At 60.3% G+C, this 19,532-nt stretch carries 16 protein-coding genes and 1 riboswitch; of the genes, 6 read left to right on the forward strand and 10 right to left on the reverse strand.

All coding sequences use genetic code 11. The annotated features are described in order from the left end of the window. Window positions 1-9 precede the first annotated feature (9 nt). Window positions 10-223, reverse strand: a riboswitch (cobalamin riboswitch). A gap of 41 nt (window positions 224-264) precedes the next feature. Together J2Z75_RS02710 and J2Z75_RS02715 are read right to left on the reverse strand one after the other, a co-directional pair. After that, window positions 265-1,086, reverse strand: a complete 822-nt coding sequence (locus J2Z75_RS02710) for an SDR family oxidoreductase (protein WP_209847367.1) — start codon at window positions 1,084-1,086, stop codon at window positions 265-267. Between the two features lie 86 nt (window positions 1,087-1,172). Further along, a complete protein-coding gene (locus J2Z75_RS02715; protein ID WP_209847369.1) occupies window positions 1,173-2,366 on the reverse strand; it encodes a phytanoyl-CoA dioxygenase family protein in 1,194 nt (397 codons plus the stop codon). A 104-nt stretch (window positions 2,367-2,470) separates the two neighbouring features. Here J2Z75_RS02715 and J2Z75_RS02720 point away from each other — a divergent pair, with 104 nt between their 5' ends. Beyond that, the gene (locus J2Z75_RS02720; RefSeq protein WP_209847372.1) at window positions 2,471-3,499 is read left to right on the forward strand and encodes a LacI family DNA-binding transcriptional regulator; all 1,029 of its coding nucleotides are present in this window, start codon (window positions 2,471-2,473) and stop codon (window positions 3,497-3,499) included. On the opposite strand, the gene J2Z75_RS02725 is transcribed toward J2Z75_RS02720, so the two are convergent. From J2Z75_RS02725 to J2Z75_RS02735, 3 genes are all read right to left on the reverse strand, one after another. Further along, on the reverse strand, window positions 3,500-4,993 hold the full coding sequence (locus J2Z75_RS02725) for a sensor domain-containing diguanylate cyclase (RefSeq protein WP_209847381.1): 1,494 nt from the start codon (window positions 4,991-4,993) through the stop codon (window positions 3,500-3,502). A gap of 116 nt (window positions 4,994-5,109) precedes the next feature. After that, window positions 5,110-5,943, reverse strand: coding sequence for a TolB family protein (locus J2Z75_RS02730; protein ID WP_209847384.1), 834 nt, complete (start codon window positions 5,941-5,943; stop codon window positions 5,110-5,112). 38 nt (window positions 5,944-5,981) lie between these two features. Beyond that, window positions 5,982-7,661 carry an NAD+ synthase gene (locus J2Z75_RS02735; protein ID WP_209847387.1) on the reverse strand — a complete coding sequence of 560 codons (1,680 nt, stop codon included), beginning with the start codon at window positions 7,659-7,661 and terminating at the stop codon, window positions 5,982-5,984. A 289-nt stretch (window positions 7,662-7,950) separates the two neighbouring features. Between J2Z75_RS02735 and J2Z75_RS02740 the strand changes: the two genes are divergently transcribed. From J2Z75_RS02740 to J2Z75_RS02760, 5 genes are all read left to right on the forward strand, one after another. Beyond that, entirely contained in the window at window positions 7,951-9,882 is a 1,932-nt protein-coding gene (locus tag J2Z75_RS02740) for an LTA synthase family protein (RefSeq protein WP_209847390.1), read from the forward strand. 84 nt (window positions 9,883-9,966) lie between these two features. After that, a complete protein-coding gene (locus J2Z75_RS02745; protein WP_209847393.1) occupies window positions 9,967-10,518 on the forward strand; it encodes a DUF1003 domain-containing protein in 552 nt (183 codons plus the stop codon). 211 nt (window positions 10,519-10,729) lie between these two features. Then, complete coding sequence (locus J2Z75_RS02750) at window positions 10,730-11,152, forward strand: TadE/TadG family type IV pilus assembly protein (RefSeq protein ID WP_209847396.1); 423 nt, start codon at window positions 10,730-10,732, stop codon at window positions 11,150-11,152. 1 nt (window position 11,153) lies between these two features. Then, window positions 11,154-12,887: a pilus assembly protein TadG-related protein gene (locus tag J2Z75_RS02755; protein WP_209847399.1), complete on the forward strand. Its 1,734-nt coding sequence runs from the start codon at window positions 11,154-11,156 to the stop codon at window positions 12,885-12,887. A gap of 240 nt (window positions 12,888-13,127) precedes the next feature. After that, window positions 13,128-14,081: a hypothetical protein gene (locus J2Z75_RS02760; RefSeq protein ID WP_234937097.1), complete on the forward strand. Its 954-nt coding sequence runs from the start codon at window positions 13,128-13,130 to the stop codon at window positions 14,079-14,081. Here the strand turns inward: J2Z75_RS02760 and J2Z75_RS02765 are convergent. The 5 genes from J2Z75_RS02765 to J2Z75_RS02785 form a co-directional block, all read right to left on the reverse strand. Then, entirely contained in the window at window positions 14,070-14,468 is a 399-nt protein-coding gene (locus J2Z75_RS02765; RefSeq protein ID WP_209847405.1) for a GFA family protein, read from the reverse strand. The genes J2Z75_RS02760 and J2Z75_RS02765 overlap by 12 nt on opposite strands. 133 nt (window positions 14,469-14,601) lie before the next feature. Beyond that, window positions 14,602-15,975, reverse strand: coding sequence for a class II 3-deoxy-7-phosphoheptulonate synthase (locus tag J2Z75_RS02770; protein WP_209847408.1), 1,374 nt, complete (start codon window positions 15,973-15,975; stop codon window positions 14,602-14,604). A gap of 224 nt (window positions 15,976-16,199) precedes the next feature. After that, window positions 16,200-16,613 carry a hypothetical protein gene (locus tag J2Z75_RS02775; protein WP_209847411.1) on the reverse strand — a complete coding sequence of 138 codons (414 nt, stop codon included), beginning with the start codon at window positions 16,611-16,613 and terminating at the stop codon, window positions 16,200-16,202. Window positions 16,614-17,291: 678 nt separating this feature from the next. Beyond that, entirely contained in the window at window positions 17,292-18,683 is a 1,392-nt protein-coding gene (gene gor / locus J2Z75_RS02780) for a glutathione-disulfide reductase (protein WP_209847415.1), read from the reverse strand. 207 nt (window positions 18,684-18,890) lie between these two features. Continuing rightward, window positions 18,891-19,445: a DUF2059 domain-containing protein gene (locus tag J2Z75_RS02785; RefSeq protein ID WP_209847417.1), complete on the reverse strand. Its 555-nt coding sequence runs from the start codon at window positions 19,443-19,445 to the stop codon at window positions 18,891-18,893. Window positions 19,446-19,532 lie beyond the last annotated feature (87 nt).

Here is a 19,532-nt window from a genome sequence, read left to right on the forward strand (position 1 = left end):
CCGCGCAGGGCTGGTCTATCTCGTCAGGCCGGTCTTCTGACTGCGGATCATCCGGCTCTGCAACCTTCCCGGATCGCTTGAAGATCCAGTGGCAGAATTCTGAGAAGACTCAGAAATTCATCAATGCAAAACCGTCCCCGTCACAGCGTTGGGCACGTCCCGGATTTTCACCGGGTTCCCGATTCTCCCGCTTTCGCGGGCACCTGAACGAGACCGATATGGTCATAGCGGGCCGCCGAATGCAAGGCGGCCCGCATACTCTCCTCACATGGCAGCGACCGGATGCGGCGAACCGTCATAGGCGCCCCAGATCGACTGGTCGAAGCAGATCACCGAGCCCGTCATCAGGCCGGATTCCGCCGACGACAGATAGGCGCAGGCCCGCGCCACCTCGGCCGGATCGACCAGGCGGCCGAAGGGCTGGGTTGCCGCCGCCTTTTCCAGCCAGTTGCCGGCAGCCCCATGAAATTCGCGCTGGATGCGATCCTCGCCTTCCGACGCCATCCAGCCGATGTTCAACCCGTTGACGCGGATGCGGTTGCGCAGCACCGCATAAGCCGTGTTCTTGGTCAGCGTTTCCAGCGCGCCCTTGGAGGCGCAATAGGCTGATATGAACGGCTGGCCTGCCTTGGCCGACATCGAGCCGATATTGACGATGGTTCCCTCGATCTTTTCCCGGCGCATCACGTTGATCGTCTCCTGCATCAGGAAGAACGGCGCGCGCACGTTGATGGCGAACATGCGGTCGAACAGTTCCGGGCTGGTATCGAGAATAGTGCCGCGATCAGTGATCGCCGCCGCGTTGACCAATGCATCGACACGGCCGAATTCCGCGTCGCAGGCGGCGACCACCTTGCGCGCGTCCTCCACCTCCCCGAGATCGGCCTGCACATAGACGACCTTCGTGCCGGTCGCCCTGCCGATCTCGGCGGCCTTGGCCTCGCCCTTTACGGCATTGCGCCCACAGATCACGATGCCGGCGGCACCACGCTCGGCAAACAGCGCGGCGATCGTCGCGCCCAGCCCTTGCGTGCCGCCGGTAACGATCGCGATCTTGCCGTCGAGCCGGCCATATTCGTTGCTCATTCCGTTTCCTCCGTTTTATCATTCATGATGCGAAAAACTTCCGCCCGGAAACCGGACGGAAGTTTGAAATGTTTGATCTGTGTGATTTAGCTGAGCTTCTTTTCCGATTGTGCCGCAAGCGCTGCGGTAAACGCAGCCGCTTCCCAGCCGCCGGCAAGCGCCTCGTGCATCAGTTGCGCCTGCGTCTTCGGCGCAAGGCCGCCCACTGGCGGATCCCGGTCGAGATTGGTCGGGAAGGAATAGCCCTCCGCGCAGGATGCGATGGCGCAGGCGGCCTCCGCCTCCGACAGGCGTCCGTCCGCAAGCATGACCTTCAGCGCCGGATAGAGCACGGCACTCATCCGCTCGCGATTGACCGTCTCCATTGCCCGGCCGAAAGCGGATGAAACCTGCAGCAGGTTGGCGACCCGCTTGATGCCTTCTGATCGATTGGTGCCGGCGGCATGGAAGAGCGCCGGATTGAAGAACACCAGATCGCCCTTCGACAGGGGCAGCTGCACATGGTTGCGGTCGAAATAATCCCGGAATTCCTGGCGCTTCAGCGCCAGATAGCCGGGAACGTAGGTCTGGCTATAGGGCAGAAACAGCGTCGGGCCGCTTTCCAGCGGCATATCGCAATGCGCCACCGCCCCCTGCAACGTCAGCACAGGCGACAGCCGGTGGACATGCGCCGGAAACTGTTCGATCACGGCAGACGTCTGGAAGCCGAGATGATAGTCGCGATGCGCCGATTGCGCCGCGCCGCCCGGATTGACCCGGTTGACCTGCGCCGTCATCTGGTAGCTCGGCCCGAGCCAGGCTTCGCTGACCAGCGCGATCAGGGCGTTGCCATAATAGGCGGCAAAATTTTCCGGATCCTTGAGACAATGCTTTTCCAGCGAGTTCCAGATGCGGTCGTTGGCGCCGGGCTTGGCAAAATGGTCGCCGCCGCCGGTATTGGTCCGGTGCTGCTCGTTGATGATCTCGTCGAAGATGCCGCTCGCCGCATCGATGACGGCAGTATCGTCAAAGGCCCGTTTGAGGACGATCACACCCGGCCCGTTTGAAAATGCCTCGCAGATTTCGGCAAGCACCGCCCGGCGCCCTTCATTGGTCGCAGCCGCCTTCAGCACGCTGGCGCCATCGTAGATCAGCACGTTCTTCTCGACGCTTGCGGCATGCGGATAGTCGCTGAGCTGTGTCGTCCGTTCCACTTCGGCACGAAAGTCCTCCAGATCGCATGCAGCCTCCGTCAGCCAGATCCGGTCCGCGCGTTGCTTCAGCAGATTGTCGGTTTTCATCCCATTTCCTCCCGTCGGATGTTCCTCGATGACCGCACTATACGCGCCGGAAAAAGCTGATATAGAGCAGAAACCCATCAAAAAACCATCAGAACGGAGCCGCGATGGCACACGAGTTTCTGGTCAAGGACATCGCCTTTCAGGCCGGCCTCAGCGTCGCCACTGTCGATCGCGTGCTAAACGACCGGCCGGGTGTGCGCAAACAGACGGAACTACGCGTGCGCGCCGCCATCCGGGAATTGGAAAAGCAGCAGGCGGGCGTCGAGATCCAGGGCCGCAAATTCGGCATCGACGTCGTTATGGAAGCGCCCGACCGCTTCACCGACACCGTGCGCGATGCCTTCGAAAGCGAGAGCACGACCTTCCTGCCGACGATCTTCCGCTCGCGGTTTCATGTCGCCGAAACCATGCGCCCGCAGGACATCGTCCAGATTCTCGACCGCGCTCGTTTGCGCGGAACCGATGGCGTGGTGCTGAAGGCGCCGGATGTACCCGAGATCAGCGCCGCCGTCGCGCGTCTCGAACAGTCCGGCATTCCCGTCGTGACGCTGGTCACCGACCTGCCGAACGCACCGCGCACGGCCTATGCCGGCGCGGACAACAGGGCTGCCGGCGAAACCGCTGCCTACCTGATCGGCGAGCGTTTTGCCGGCCATTCGGCGACGGTGCTCGCGACCCTGTCGAGCAGCCGGTTCCGCGGTGAGGAGGAACGGGAAATCGGCTTTCGCCGCACTTTGCGCGACCGCTATCCGTCGATCGGCATTGTCGAGATCAGCGAAGGCCTTGGCCGCGACGATGCGACCGGGGCGCTTGCGGCCGAAGCGCTGTCGAACAACACGGGCATCAATGCCGTCTATTCGATCGGCGGCGGCAACCGGGCGGTCCTTGCGGCTTTTGCCGCAGCAGGCAGGACATGCTCCATTTTCGTGGCTCACGATCTCGACGCGGGCAACCTGGAACTCCTGCGCAAGGGGCAGATCCAGTTCATCCTGCACCACGATCTGAAAGCCGACGTGCGGACCGCGTTCCGGGCAATCATGGGTCGTCGGGGGGCTTTGGCTGCGCAGGGCGTCGCGCGCCTGTCGGCGGTCGAGATCATCACGCCCTACAACATTCCGCCGCCAACGCGGTAATCAGGCGGCGTGTCCGGCTTCCAGGGGACGCTCGGCGCTGGCGAGATCGCCGGCCGTCTGAACGCGGTTGCGGCCGCGGTTCTTGGCCAGATACAGCGCCTGGTCGGCCAGAGGCACGATTTCGCGGGCGATACTGCCGTGATCGGGAGCAAAGGCGATGCCGATGCTGCTGCCGACACGCAGCAACTGCCCTTCGAACGGCACCGGCACCTGCGCCTCGACGATCAGCGCAGCGGCAAGTGCCATCACCTGATCCTTCGAAACCCTATGATCGAGGATGATGGTGAATTCGTCGCCGCCAAGACGGGCGACGACACCATTGCCTGCAACACGGGCGGCAAAGCGGGATGCGACCGTCTTCAGGACAGCGTCTCCAGCCGGATGGCCAAAGGTGTCGTTGACCGCCTTGAACTTGTCGAGATCGATGCAGAGCAGCGAGAAAGGACGCTCCCTGACCTTGGCAAGCGAGGCTTCGAGAACCTCATCGAAGCCGCTGCGGTTCAAAAGCCCGGTCAACCGGTCGTGCTTGGCAAGGTGCCGATTCTCCGCTTCGCTCGTCTGGAGAGCCGAAAACACCGCACCGAACCGCGCAGCGATAAAGGCCATGAGCAAAGCGCCCGACATGGCGATGACGATGACGCTTGGTAGCGTCTCGGAGCGCACGAAACTGCCGGGCGCACGCGGCGTCCAGGCTGCAACCATGCAGGCGGGCTGGGAACAGCTGTTGACCGCAACGTGAATGGAGCCTTCCGGCACCTGGCGCAGCGGCGCGAAGGCGAGATTGAAAATACCGAGCCTGTCCTCCATGTCGCGGATCATCCGGTCGGTAAACGGTTTCACGGTGACCATGAACACCGGCTTGCGGCGGCTTGCCGGAATGTCCAGCGTCTTCGGGACCACAGCCTGAACCACGACGATGCTCATCTTGCCGTCGATCATCCGCAGATCCGCGGCATGGATATTCGGCAGCGGCGGCGTCAACGCATCCTTGTCTGTTTCGACGGATTGCAGCGCCCAGCCGCCGTCCTTGGCCACCAGCGCCGCTTCATAGAGGTCGTTTGCCTTCTCGATGAGGTCGTCGGCCCATTTCAGGGTACGCGCGCCATCCTGGGGATCGACCTTGCTGCCGTTCATCACAGCCAGCAGCGTGCGATCGGAGGCATCGGCAAAGATCATCCAGGAAAAGCCGAAATCCTTCCACAACCAGTCCGTCAGTGCTTCCTTGACGAACGCATCGGCGAAGGTCCGCTTTTCAAGCTGCGTGAAACTCTTGTCCCAGTAGGAAAATTCGGCCTGATACTGAACGACTGCATCGACCTGGTGCTGCATCTCGCTTTCGACAAGCTTTCGCTCCGCGGTCAGGCCGAAGCGATCGGCCTCGGTCACCGAACGATCGAGCACGAAGGCAAGGCTTGCGACGATCATCAGGGCAACGAGGGTACAGGCGGCATGAATGCCCAGCACCGCACTGCCCGTCTTGCTCTTCGCCACCATGCCTGCCTCGCCAGTCCTTTTCGCCGAACCTCATAGAGGAGTTCCGGCTTGCTGATGTGGACGAAGCCTAGCAAGGAAAGCGGAAGTTTCATTTAAACAAGCTGGTTGGAAAACCGTTAATTCCCAACGGTCGGCTCGTAGCGCACGAAGGCGAATTCCCTGCCGTCGGGCGACCAGTTGGGAACGTTGATCGTGCCCTGCCCGCCGAACAGTTCAAACAGCGTGCGGGCGTTGCCGCCATCCGGATCCATCAGCCGCAGCCGGACGTCGAGATCGCGCGGGTGATCGAAGACGTCGCCGTCATAGGAGATGACGAGCAGGTGCTTGCCGTCGGGCGACGGATGCGGGAACCAGTCGCCGTATTCGCTGTCGGTAACGCGTGTGACATCCGAGCCATCGGGTCGGATACGCCAGATCTGCATCCGGCCGGGGCGGCTGGAGTTGAAATAGATCCATTCTCCATCCGGGCTGTAGTCCGGGCCGTCATTCCGCCCCTCGCCGAATGTCAGTCGGGTCTCGTCGCCGCCTTCGACAGGGATCGTGTAGATATCGAAGACCTGATCGCGGATACCGCAATAGGCAAGCGTTTTTCCATCCGGCGACCAGCCATGCCAGTAGGACGGCCGGTTCTGCGTCACCTGTTTCGGCACGCCACCGGCGGCCGGCAATGTATAGATTGTCGATGCGCCGAATTCCGTCTTGTCGCTGATGACGATGGTCTTGCCGTCCGGCGAAATGCCGTGGTCGTTGTTGCACGTGCGCGCAAAGCCCGTATCGATCAACACCGGCTCGCCGCCCGCAAGCGGCAAGCGGTAGAGCAGCCCGTCGCCGTTGATGACCAGCGACTGTCCGTCCGGCGACCAGTTCGGTGCCTCGACCAGCTGCTCCGTCTGCCAGACGATGCGGCTCTTGCCGCTGGCAATGGTGTAGATCTCAACCGAACTGCGCATATCGTCTTCTCCAATTCCCAAACCTGCCGGTCGCAAGCCTACCGGTCGCGGAACCGGTTGGTGATCGGGTAACGGCGGTCTCGGCCGAAATTCTTCTTGGTGATCTTCACCCCCGGTGCCGACTGGCGGCGTTTGTATTCGGCAATATAGAGCAGATGTTCGATCCGGTGCACCGTCGCCTCGTCATGGCCGCGTGCCACGATCTCCTCGGTGCCCATCTCCTTTTCGACCAGGCATTCGAGGATATCGTCGAGCACCGGATAAGGCGGCAGCGAATCCTGGTCGGTCTGGTTCGGGCGAAGCTCGGCCGAGGGCGCCTTGTCGATGATGTTCTTCGGGATGACTTCGCCGGATGGTCCGAGCGCGCCCGGCGGCACCGTCGTATTGCGCCAGCGCGACAGGCCGTAGACCTGCATCTTGTAGAGGTCCTTGATCGGATTGAAGCCGCCGTTCATGTCGCCGTAGAGCGTCGCATAGCCGACCGACATTTCCGACTTGTTGCCGGTGGTCACCACCATCGAGCCGAACTTGTTGGACAGCGCCATCAGGATCGTGCCGCGCGTCCGGCTCTGCAGGTTTTCCTCGGTGATGCCCGGTTCAGTGCCCTCGAACATCTCCGAGAGCGCGTTCAGGAAGCCTTGCACCGGCTCCTCGATCGGCACGATGTCATAGCGGCAGCCGAGCGCCTTGGCGCAGTCCTCGGCGTCCTTGAACGAATCCGACGACGTATAGCGATAGGGCAGCATCACCGTGCGCACCCGTTCCTCGCCCAGTGCATCGACGGCAAGGGCTGCGCAGATCGCCGAATCGATACCGCCGGAGAGACCAAGGACGACGTTTTTGAAACCGTTCTTGTTGACGTAATCGCGGAACCCCAGCATGCAGGCACGATAGTCGGCCTCCTCATTTTCCGGCAGGCGCGACATCATTCCGCGCTGGCAGACCCAGCCGCTGTCCAGCTTCTTCCATTCCGAGATCGACACGGCCTCTTCGAACTGGCTCATCTGGAAAGCCAGCTGCTTGTCCGTATTCACGGCAAAACTGGCGCCATCGAACACCAGTTCGTCCTGACCGCCAAGCTGGTTGGCGTAGAGCATCGGCAAACCGGTCTCGATCACCTGCTTGATGGCGACCTGATGGCGAATGTCCATCTTGCCGCGGTAATAGGGCGATCCGTTCGGCACCAGCAGGATCTCGGCGCCGCTTTCGGCCAGCGTCTCGCAGACACCCAGGTCTCCCCAGATATCCTCGCAGATCGGGATGCCGAGCCGCACGCCGCGAAAGTTGACCGGCCCCGGCATCGATCCCTGGTCGAACACCCGCTTCTCGTCGAATTCGCCGTAGTTCGGCAGGTCCACCTTGTCGCGCACGGCGATGACCTGCCCGCCATCGATGACGGCGACGGCGTTGTAGCGTCCCGTCTCGTCCTGCCGGGGAAAGCCGATGACGATGCCAGGCCCGCCATCGGCTGTGTCTTCTGCCAGCGCGTCGATAGCCTTGCGGCAGGCCTTGAGAAACGCCGGCTTCACCACCAGGTCTTCCGGCGGATAGCCGGAGATGAAGAGTTCCGTCAGGAGAAGCAGATCGGCGCCGTGGCGTGCTGCGTCGGCGCGGGCATCTCGTGCCTTGGCGAGATTGCCGGCAATGTCGCCAACAGCCGGATTGAGCTGGGCAACGGCGATACGGAGCGTCGTGGAAAGGGTCTTTTGCGCGGTCATGAACAGGCCTGTGCTTGATCTTGCTATCGCGGATGTCTTGCGCATCCGGAAAGCTGTTTATCGCATTCCGCGTCAAAATACCCCGTGCTTGCCCTCAAGTCAGAAAAAAATCATTTCAGCAAATGATCGCAGCGCCTTCGTGCCGCCCGAAAGCTGTCGAGGCCCCCATTTGCCGCGGAAAGCGCCGTCGAAAAAAGCCGGGAAAACGCCGCTTGAATTATTCATCTTCCATTCAAGATGACATCTGTATGACATTAACACGACAGTTTTGTAAAAATTGGAGACGGCCTTGGCCAGTTTTGAATCGACAGCGCTCGCTGCCACCGCCTCCGAGGCCTATGGTCCGCAAATCGGTTTCGGCGCTCGCCATGCCAAGGCGCTTTCGGTTGCAAGACATCTCTCCCTATCCTTGCTTCTGTCGATCACGCTGATCTTTTTCGTCGAATGGATCGCCCGCAATTCCGTGACGGAATCGGCATTGTTCTTCCTCGACCCGGCACGTCCGGCCTGGACCACGGCCGGCGTGTTCTTCCTGATCTTCCTGGCGCTTGACGCCGCCTTCGCGCGCGAGAATTACGGCGTCATCCTGATCGCGCCGCTGGCACTCGTCCCGGCACTCGTCAGCCGCCAGAAGCAGATTTTCCTGTCCGACCCGCTCTATCCGACGGACTTCCTGTTCGGGCGCCAGATCATGGAACTGATGCCGGTTCTGGTCAGGGACCGCCCCTGGACGGCAGTCGGCATCGCCGTCGGCATGGTTGCCGCCGTTGCTGGGCTTGCGTGGCTTGGCCGGTTCGCCTGGCGCCGCTTTCCGGTTCTGACACGGCGCCAGCGCCTGGCGCGGCTCGCCGTCGCCCTGCCGCTGCTCGGCGCCTTCTACCACCTCATGGACTACAATAATTTCTCGTGGGTGCGCGACCGCCTGCAGGTCATCCCGATCATGTGGGATCAGACGGAAAACTACCGTCACAACGGCTTCACCATGGCATTTGCGCTCAATCTGCCGATGGCAAACGTCACGGCGCCGGCCGGCTACATGTCCGATGCCATCAACAAGATTCCGACAAAGCCGGTGCCGGCCGGAACGACGCATCGCGGCAAGCCGGACGTCATCGTGCTGATGAGCGAGTCCTTCTGGGATCCGACGCGCCTGCCGAACGTCAAGCTCACGCCCGATCCGATGCCGACCATTCGCAAGATGCAGTCCGGCAACGTGTTCTCGCCGGAGTTCGGCGGCATGACCGCCAACGTGGAATTCGAAGCACTGACCGGCTTTTCGAATGCCTTCCTGCCCTATGGCAGCATTCCCTATCAGCAATACATCCGCAACCCGATCCCGTCGCTTGCCACCTTCTTCCGTGGCGAAGGCTATGTCGCGCGCGCCGTGCATCCGTTCCAGAAATGGTTCTGGAACCGCAGCGCCGTCTACAAGGCCTTCGGCTTCGAGCAGTTCAAGTCGGAAGAAAACATGCCGGTAATGCAGAAGCGCGGCATCTTCGCCTCGGACGAATCGCTGACCAAGGAGATCATCCGCGAGGCCGAGCAGCTGCGCGACCCGTTCTTCTTCTTCACGGTAACGCTACAGGGCCACGGCCCCTATGAGGCAAACCGCTATGCGAAGAACACCATCAAGGTGGAAGGAAATCTCCCGGCTGTCGACAAGCAGGTTCTTGAAACCTACGCGCAAGGCATCAAGGAGGCCGACGACAGCCTGAAGATGCTGATGGACTGGGCCAAGGAGCGCGACCGCGAGACCATCATCGTTTTGTTCGGCGATCACCTGCCGCCGCTCAATACGGTCTATCCGAGTACCGGTTTCATGAACGACGTCACGGCCTCGCGCAAGGGACCGCTCGAGCAGATGAAGGCCCAGCACGAAACGCCGCTGGTCGTCTGGTCGAACAAGACCGGTCCGGTCAAGGATATCGGCACGATCAGCCCGGCGTTCCTGTCCTACCAGATCCTCAAGCAGGGCGGCTTCGAGCATCCCTACTACACGGGGTTCCTCGGCAACATCTTCGACAAGTATCACATCATCGACCGCTACATGCTCGTCGACAACGCCGGCAAGGATACGCCTGCCTGGGGACGCCAGAAGACGATCCCTTCGCTCATCCGCGACTATCGCTTCCTGCAGCATGACATGATGTTCGGCCAGCGCTACGGCACGGACCGGTTCTTCCAGTCCCACGCGGATCTGTTCGCCGGCGCGACGCAGTAAAGAAGCGGGACGCCGGATGTTGGCGTTTCCGCAAAGCATAGGCATGCTCTACAACAAGGCGACGTTTTGAACGGAGCCAGTCCCATGCCGCATCTCGATGAAATCTCCCACCTTCTTTTCGGCAAGCCAAGCAGCGAACTCGGCGAGGTAGAACGCCACGTTCTGCGCCATGCCAAGGAACGGAGGATCCTGTCTCAGGACACCAATGCCGCCTTCGTGGCAAACCAGGGCTTCGGCGACCGTGTGGCCGACAGCATCGCCCGCGTTGGTGGCTCCTGGGGCTTCATCATTGCCTTCCTGATATTCCTTGCCATATGGGCGACGGCCAACACGATCCTGCTGACGCGGGACGCGTTCGATCCCTACCCTTTCATCTTTCTCAATCTGCTGCTGTCGATGATCGCGGCCTTGCAGGCGCCGATCATCATGATGTCGCAGAACAGGCAGGCAATGAAGGATCGTTTCGACGCCTCGAAGGATTATGAGGTCAATCTCAAATCCGAAGTGGAATTGATTTCACTGCACCACAAGATCGATAACGTGCTGTTGCGCGAAATCGCCGAACTGCGCGCCGATGTCGGCCGGCTGCAAGGACAGCTTGCACAGTACCGGGACGCAGGCAGTTCGCAGGTTTGATTGTTCCCCTGTGTCGTTGCGGAGCGAACATGTGCGCTGAAGCACCGGCCGGACGAAAATGATACAACCCTAAATACATGAAATACAATAAAGAGACGCCAAAACATAAAAGACAATTTATTGGCGTATCGAAAAATTAACAAATGAAGCACACGATATAGGTGTAAAAGGATCGAAATATCGACCCGGCGGAAACCTGGGGGTGTGTTTTATGTCTCTCATGACACGAATTCGCAAGAATGTTGAAGGTGCCGCTGCGCTGGAGTTTGCGATAGTAGCACCGCTGTTCTTCATGACCATATTCACCATGATCGGCTACGGTATCTACCTGAGCGCCAGCTATGCAATCCAGCAGATTGCCGCCGATGCGGCACGAACAGCGGTGGCCGGCCTGTCGGAAACCGAGAGGAAAAGCCTCGCCAACACTTTCATTCAGTCGTCCACGCTGAGCTATGCCTTCATCGACAAGAAAAAACTGACGATCGACGTCGCGGACGATGTGAGCAATCTCAATCAGTTCACTGTCACTATCGCGTATGATTCCAGTGAGTTGCCAATTTGGAATCTGTTTTCCTTTGCGCTGCCCGATGAGGAAATCAAACGATATGCAACAATAAGGCTGGGAGGAATCTGACATGGCCGGTGCACGCTTCAAGCATGATAGCATTCTCACCAATATCTCCGGCAATATCGGGATATCGGCAGCCCTCGTTCTGCCCCTGGTCGTTCTCTCGCTCGGACTTGGCGTCGACTACGGTTATCTCACTCTGCAGAAGCGTGAAATGCAGGGAATAGCTGATATCACCGCCATGGTGGCAGCATCGGATTTGCCGAATGTGGAAGACGTCGCACGCAATCACTTCAAGAACAACGGCCTTGACCTTGCCATTGCAACCAAGAGTGGATTGATCGATGTAGACGGAAAGGTGATCCCGAACGACCTGACCGCGATCAAAAACGGCATCGTCACCATCGTCAAGGGCCGTTACGTCCCCGATCCGTCCCTCGCAACCGGTCAGCGATTCATTGCCAATGCCACGCCCGCCGATGCGGCCCAGGTCTCGATCGAGAAGGAAGGAACGCTTCATCTCGCCGCCATGTTCAGCGCACCGCCGACGATGAGCGCCGTCGGTACGGCGGCCAGCACCAAGCTTGCCGCCTTCTCGATCGGCTCGCGGCTCGCAAGCCTGGACGGTGGTATTCTGAATGCGGTACTCGGCCAGATGCTCGGCACGACGATTTCCCTGAAGGTCATGGACTATCAGGCGCTCGTCAGCGCGGATATCAATATCCAGCCTTTCCTGAAAATCGTCTCCACCAAGCTGAGCCTGACAGCGGCAAGCTACGATGACGTGCTGAAGGCGAACCTCACAATGCCGCAGCTCCTTGCCTCGATGCAGGCCGTTCAGGGGGTCTCCAGCGCGGCGACATCCGCCCTGAAAGCCCTGGAAACGGCCAGCAGCAAGAACAAGAAGACCTTCACCCTGTCGCAGATCCTCAACCTCGATCCGAAAAAGGGACTGAGTGTCGATGCCGGGTCGAACTGGGCCATGAAGGTCAGCGCCCTTGACATTGTCACGGCAGCGGCGGGTATTGCCAACGGCACCAACCAGATATCCCTCGCCGCAGTGGCCGGGCTGCCGGGCATTGCCTCGGCCAGCGTCAAGCTTGCCATCGGCGAACCGCCGGTCACGACTCCGGCACACAGACTGGGCGCGCCGGGCTCTGCCGTTCGTACCGCGCAGACGCGGCTTGCCATCGAAGTGAGCATCGATGGACTGGCCGTGCTTGCCGGACTTCGGATCAAGCTGCCGATCTATGTCGAAATTGCCTATGCGGAGGGAAAACTGGCAGACATCCGCTGCTACGGCGGCTCGAATACAAACGCCAGCGTCTCGATAGATGCCGTTCCAGGCGTGGCAGAAATCGCGATCGGCACCGTCAACCCCACGGTTCTGTCGAATTTCAGCGATGAGGCGCGGGTGGAAAAAGCCCGGCTTGTCGACTCCGCGCTCCTGAAGATCGACGGTATCGCCCATGTCGAGACAAAGAACATGCAGCCGCAGCGCTTGACGTTCAGCCCCTCCGAAGTCGCTGCAAGTGCCGTCAAGAGCGTTTCAACCAAGGACATCCTGACCTCGACGACCCAGACCCTGCTCAACAATCTGGACGTCGATATCCAGGTGCTGTTCCTGACCCTCGGCAGCCCCAAGGTGGTTCAGGCAGCACTTGCCCAGACATTGGGCGCCGTGACGCCGGCGATCGATACGCTGCTCTACAACGTACTCCTAGCAGTCGGCGTCCGTGTCGGCGAAGCTGACGTCCGCGTCACCGGTGTCAACTGCCTGCAGCCGGTGCTGGTGCAGTAGCCATCGGAAACGTTCCCTCCTCCAAGCCGGATGGCAACTCTGCCATCCGGTTTTTTCTGTCGACCGGCTTTTTCTGCCGAATGGTCCAAGCGGCGGACGATCGGGCCTTCTATACGCCGTTTCTGAAACAAAAGGTGGACTTCGAGCGTTTTACGGGTGACATAACCGTCAATCGGCCCATCGGCGATTCTAAAAACCGATGCATTTGTTTACCAGACCTTCGTCAAGGCCATGATCGGCATGCAGTTGTCAGCGATCGAAAACCAGGCGCCCAGTTCCTCCGCCGAGGTTGACGCTTTTACAGCGAACCCCGCGCTGTTTACCGTCCTGCAGCAGGGCGCGCGGCATATGATCGAGCTCTACGATCACTTTCCAAGGATCGCCCGCCTGGTCGCCGCCCAGCAGAAATGGCTTCTCACCCAGGCGGCTTACGCGCTGCATGTGCAACGCGATCCCACCGATCCCCTTTCCGGCATTACCGCATCGCGGCTTCTCGACATCATCATCGAATTCGGCGCGGCAAGCCGAAATACGGCAACCGCCTTTCTGGCGGAGCTGCTCGCCTACAAGCTCATTCGCGACGTGCCGGGATCACCCAGCAAACGCAGCCGCCCGCTCGAGCCTACAGAGGTCAGCCATGAGGCGATGAGCCTGTGGTTCCGCGGCCAGATGCGCAGCCTCGACCTGCTTGACAACGGTGACCGTGTCACACGGCTGGAGGCCAATCCGGAGATTTTCCGCCGTGCCCAGCCGCTCGCTGCAAAACAGCTGATCGCCGACAGGGCATGGCGGGAGCCGCCGCTCAGCATCTCGTGTTTCGTCTGGACCGAATATGGCGGACTGATCCTCGACGACTTCATCTCACGGATCGTCAACGCGGTGCCGGAGGACGGCTTTTATTGGGTCGAAGACCTCCGCTTTGCCGAATTATCAAGCCACTACTCCCTGTCACGCACGCATGTCCGCCGCCTTTTCGCCCGTGCCGAAGCGCTCGGTTCGCTCGGCTGGCAGGATCGGAATCGAGCCGGGAACCGAATCTGGGCAGCGACCTCGTTCATCGAGGACTACAAGCGCTGGCAGTCGGTCAAGTTCTGCGCGCTCGACCGGGCCTATAGCCAAGCGGTCCGCTCGATCGACGCGGACGCGCATGTCGGCGAGACGACAGGCCCGGGTGCGGCAAAATCAGACGTTTGACTGCGCAAACTGCGGCAGGCCGTCATTGATCTCGTAGAAATCGCCCTTGTCGGCACAGAAGATGTGGAACCCCAATGCCAGGCCGGTCGGGGTGTCGAAGGTGCCGGCCATGATCGACGAATAGTCGAGACCATCCATTTTCCAGAATAGCGCCGAGCCGCAGGTCCGGCAGAAGCCGCGACGGGCTTCCGGGCTCGAGCGATACCAGGTGATATTCCCGGCACCTTCAAGATCCAGTTCACTGTCGAGAACATTGGTGGCCGCATAATACAGCCCCGTCTGCTTGCGGCACTGCGAACAATGGCAGGCAATCACGTCGCGCAGCCTGCCCCGTGTGCGGAAACGGACGGCACCGCAATTGCACGATCCGGTATGCTCTTCCGCCATGCTCAACCCCTTGGAAATGTTTGTTGGCCCACAAAGCGGGCATGAAAAAACCGGGCCAGCATCGTCAGCTGGCCCGGTTCTGTCAATTTCAATACACTCAGCCAAGGATCAGTGGTGCTGATCAGCCTCAAGATCAGCCGTTGACGACCATCCGCTTCTCGTCGCGGCCGCCCTTCATGCGCTCGGCAAGCAGGAAGGCAAGCTCGAGTGCCTGGTCGGCATTGAGACGCGGGTCGCAATGCGTGTGGTAACGATCGGCAAGATCGGCGCCGGAAAGCGCGCGGGCGCCGCCGGTGCATTCCGTCACGTCATTGCCGGTCATCTCGATATGGATGCCGCCCGGATGCGTGCCTTCGGCGCGGTGGATCTGAAAGAAGCTTTCGACTTCCGACAGGATCCGCTCGAACGGACGGGTCTTGTAGTTGTTGAGCGTGATCGTGTTGCCGTGCATCGGATCGCAGGACCAGACGACCTTGCGGCCTTCCTTTTCGACGGCACGGATCAGGCGCGGCAGGTTTTCCGCCACCTTGTCATGACCGAAGCGGCAGATCAGCGTCAGGCGGCCGGCCTCGTTGGCAGGGTTCAGGATGTCGATCAGCTCGATCAGGCCATCCCCGGTCAGCGACGGGCCGCATTTCAGGCCAAGCGGATTCTTGATGCCGCGGCAATATTCGATATGCGCGTGATCGGCCTGGCGCGTGCGGTCGCCGACCCAGATCATGTGGCCCGATGTCGCATACCAGTCGCCGGACGTCGAATCGACGCGGGTCAGCGCCTGCTCGTAGCCGAGCAGCAGCGCTTCATGGCTGGTGAAGAAATCGGTCTCGCGCAGGCTCGGATGGTTGTCCGAGGTGATGCCGATCGCCTTCATGAAATCCATCGTTTCGGAAATCCGGTCGGCGAGCTTGCGGTAGCGCTCGGCCTGCGGGCTTTCCTTGACGAAACCGAGCATCCACTGGTGCACGTTTTCGAGATTGGCGTAGCCGCCCATCGCGAACGCGCGCAACAGATTGAGGGTCGCCGCCGACTGCCGATACGCCATGATCTGGCGTTCCGGGTCCGGAATGCGGGCTTTCTCGTTGAATTCGATGCCGTTGATGATGTCGCCGCGATAGCTCGGCAGCTCGACGTCATTCTGTCTTTCGATGTTTGAAGAGCGCGGCTTGGCGAACTGGCCGGCAATACGGCCGACCTTGACCACCGGCTGCTGCGCGCCGAATGTCAGGACGACGGCCATCTGCAGGAACGCGCGGAAGAAGTCGCGGATCGTGTCCGCGCCATGCTCGGCAAAGCTCTCGGCACAATCGCCGCCCTGCAAAAGGAATCCCTTGCCTTCCGAAACATTGGCAAGCTGGCTCTTCAGGCGCCGCGCCTCGCCGGCAAAAACCAGCGGCGGATAGGTCGCGAGCTGCGCTTCAGCAGCAGCCAACGCTGCCATGTCCGGAAAATCCGGCACCTGCTGAATAGGCTTTTGCCTCCAGCTGTTCGGGGTCCAATTCTGTGCCATGTCGATCACCTGTTCTCTTGCGCAAGGTCCGCCGCAGCAGTCGCATCGCCGGACCGTTTCCGTACAATGCCGCCTGATATCGGTTTTGAACCGCGTGTCAGCGATACAATTCCCGGCCGCAGCTTTCCCTGCCGGGAAAACGGCGATTTTGCGGATGCGGGCTTATAAACGTTAACATGGGGATTGAAAAGCGATTGTTCCAGCAAAGCGCACCATGCCGAAAATCAGGCGATTTTTTGCCATATGATGGTTTTGCAATCTGCCTGCTCTCCGTCTTTCACGACATAGTAGGCATTCTTGATTTTCCCGACATGAGAATTGTTGAACATATACTGACGCCATGCCTTCATGCTGATCGGAACGCCGTGCGCGTCGGATGCAACAGCGACGCGCTGTCCTGCCCGATCGTATTTATCAACCCAACCGTTCTGCTTTGGTATTGCTTGCCCGATCCTCTTGAGTTTGGCGGCAACCGATGTGTGCTCGACAAGATAACAGGAGTTGTAGATCGCAAGATAGCCGCCGACTTTCAGGGCTTCGTGCATCGTGCCGATTGTCTCGTCAAAATTACTGAACGGATAAATCTCGCTGATATCATCCAGTCCGTACATCGCTGGATAACGGACCAACACGTTCATGGCGACAATCGCGTCGTAAGGGCCATGTTTCAGGATCGCCTCGCGCGAGCTTTCGAATATGGTTATGCCGTTGTCCTGGCCTTGCTCATGCGCCTTGGTAAGCGCTTCAGGGTCGACATCGCAAACCCAACACGTCTGATGCCGGTATCAGCCGCTTTATATCGATCGGCTCATGACCTTCAGAGCAACCAAAAGACAAGATACGCGGAGAAATCTCACCGGCCGAAACCGCCAGGCGTCGACCTATCTCCTCGAATGTTCGATCATTGCGTCCAGGCAAAGTAAAAGTCGACGGCTGCGCAGGCCATTCCACTACCGGCTTTGCATCCGCCGCTTCGACGGAACCGATTTCAGGTGTTTTAAATAGAGTTGCCTTTAGAAAGTTCCTGACTACGCCCAACATTCTGCCCCCCGGACAACGAATTCACCTGACGAAGCGGATCTAGCCCAAGCGCCGCCACGGGTCATCCCGTTTTGCAGCGCCGATAAATTGCCGCCGTAGTTGCAGAAACAACGCTGTTGGAATGCTGCGGCAACTGCGCTCTGTCAAACCGCTCATCAAAGAACGATGCATATGCCACACCGCCACGGCAAAGCCGCTAAGACTGACGCATTTTCCCTCGTCACTATCGAGCGGCCGCTTGCATTCTCGGCGTAAAAATCAAAAGCGTGGCTGCGCTAGCCGATCCTCTCGCCGTTCTTGATCCGGTAGCTCGGCGCATACATGGTCACCAGCTCTTCCGCCGCTGTCGGGTGCACAGCCATGGTCCGGTCGAAATCGTCCTTGGTGCAACCGCCCTTCAGCGTGATGCCAAGCAGCTGTGCCATTTCGCCCGCCTCGTGCCCAAGGATGTGGGCGCCCAGAACCTTTCGGTCGGCCGCATTGACGATCAGCTTCATGATCGTCTTTTCGCTGCGCCCGGACAGCGTCGCCTTGATCGGCCGGAACTCGGCCCGGTAGATTTCGAGGTCCTCGAATTTTTTCGCGGCATCCTCTTCCGAGAGCCCGACCGTGCCGATTTCCGGCTGCGAGAAGACGGCCGTGGCGATCAGGTCGTGATCGGGCGACGTCGGGTTGCCCTTGTATTCCGTCTCGATGAAGCACATCGCCTCGTGGATGGCGACCGGCGTCAGCTGTACGCGGTCCGTCACGTCGCCAAGCGCATAGACGCCGGGCGCGCTGGTGCGGGAAAACGCATCGACGATGATGGCGCCACGCTCATTGACCGTGACACCCGCCGCTTCCAGCCCAAGCCCCTTGGTGTTCGGCACGCGGCCGAGAGCCAGCATCACCTGATCGACGGTCAAGGTACCGTGCTTCAGCGTTTCCGCGGCCAGCCGGCCGTCGGCCGTTTTGCTGATCGACTGCAAGAGGTCCTCGCACAGGATGCGGATGCCCTTCTGCTCCATCGCCGCATGAAGCCCGCGCCGCATGTCCTGGTCGAAGCGCGACAGGATTTCCTTGCCGCGATAGATCAGCGAGGTCTCGACGCCGAGACCATGAAAGATATTGGCGAATTCGACGGCGATATATCCACCGCCGGCAATGACGATCGATTTCGGCAGTTCCTTGAGATCGAAAGCTTCGTTCGAACTGATGCAGAGTTCGTGGCCCGGCAGCGCGTCATGCGGCGTCGGATGGCCGCCGACGGCGATGACGATGCGCTCCGCTGTCACGGTCTTGCCGCTGTCGAGCAGCTTGATCGTGTTCGGGCCTGTCAGTTCCGCCCGGGTGTGCAGGATTTCCGCCCCGGCATTGGCAAGGCCCTTCTGATAGAGCCCCTCGAGCCGGGTGATTTCCCGTTCCTTGGCCGCGACCAGCTTTTGCCAGTCGAATTTGCTTTCGCCGACGCTCCAGCCAAAACCTTCCGCATCTTCGAAATGTTCGGCAAACTGCGAGGCGTAGACGTAGAGCTTCTTCGGCACGCAACCGCGGATGACGCAGGTACCGCCGTAGCGGAATTCCTCGGCGATCGCGACCTTCTTGCCCAGGGCGGCAGCAACCCGGCCGCTGCGGACGCCCCCTGAACCGCCACCGATAACGAAGAGGTCATAATCGAAAGAAGCCATGCTGAAAAACTCCCGGACGGGTCATATGCAGAGGAAGGCGGAACGTTGGGAAGGCTACTGTGGCAGTGACCATCAGCGCCTTGCCGGCGAATCCCGCCGTGTGAAGCTGATATAGGGTGGCATGCTACAAAATGAAAAGCCCGGAATGACCCGGGCTTAAGCAATTCGACGTGAGATATTCGGCCAATGGAACCGCCAGCAGTTTCCTTACTGGGCCGGCTTCACCTCGGTCGTAGCGCCCGGAAGCGGCTGCTGGTCGGCGGTCAGGGTCGCACTCAACTCCTTCGTCGCTGCCGCGTTCAGGTCGCGGGAAATCCCGGCAGCCCAGATATCGGCGGCCTTGACCATTTCGCGCGAGGCGATCGGACCGTCGTTCAGAAGCTTCTTGCCGGCGTCCGAGGTGTAGAACGCCGTGATCGCATTCAGCTGCTCGACCGTGAAGGTCTTTGCATAGATCGTCGCCGCCTCGTGCTCGAGATCGGCGCGGCGGGCGGCCAGTTCGAGGGCCTTTTCATCGACCGTCTTGGTGATCAGTTCCTGGTAGTTCGGCGAGGACTGGATGAGCGTCGTCTTCAGCCGTTCCGCCAGGTTGGGCAGGATGTTGTCGAAACCATTGGTGGCGGCGATCGAGGCGATCGCAGCACGCGCAGCCTTGAGCTGCTCGTCCGTGACGTCCTGCGCCCGCAGGGTCGGAACCATGACGGCGGAAAGGATGATGGCAGTGGCAGCCATTGTACGGCCGAGACCTGCGAGATTGATCATGTCTGTAACGCTCCTGTCAGTTGACGCCGGGTTCCGCGCGCGTCTTGCATCTGCGAACCCCTGCATAGTCCAATTTCAAAGCCATCG

This window comes from Rhizobium herbae, from assembly GCF_017873135.1.
GTDB lineage: Bacteria > Pseudomonadota > Alphaproteobacteria > Rhizobiales > Rhizobiaceae > Pararhizobium > Pararhizobium herbae.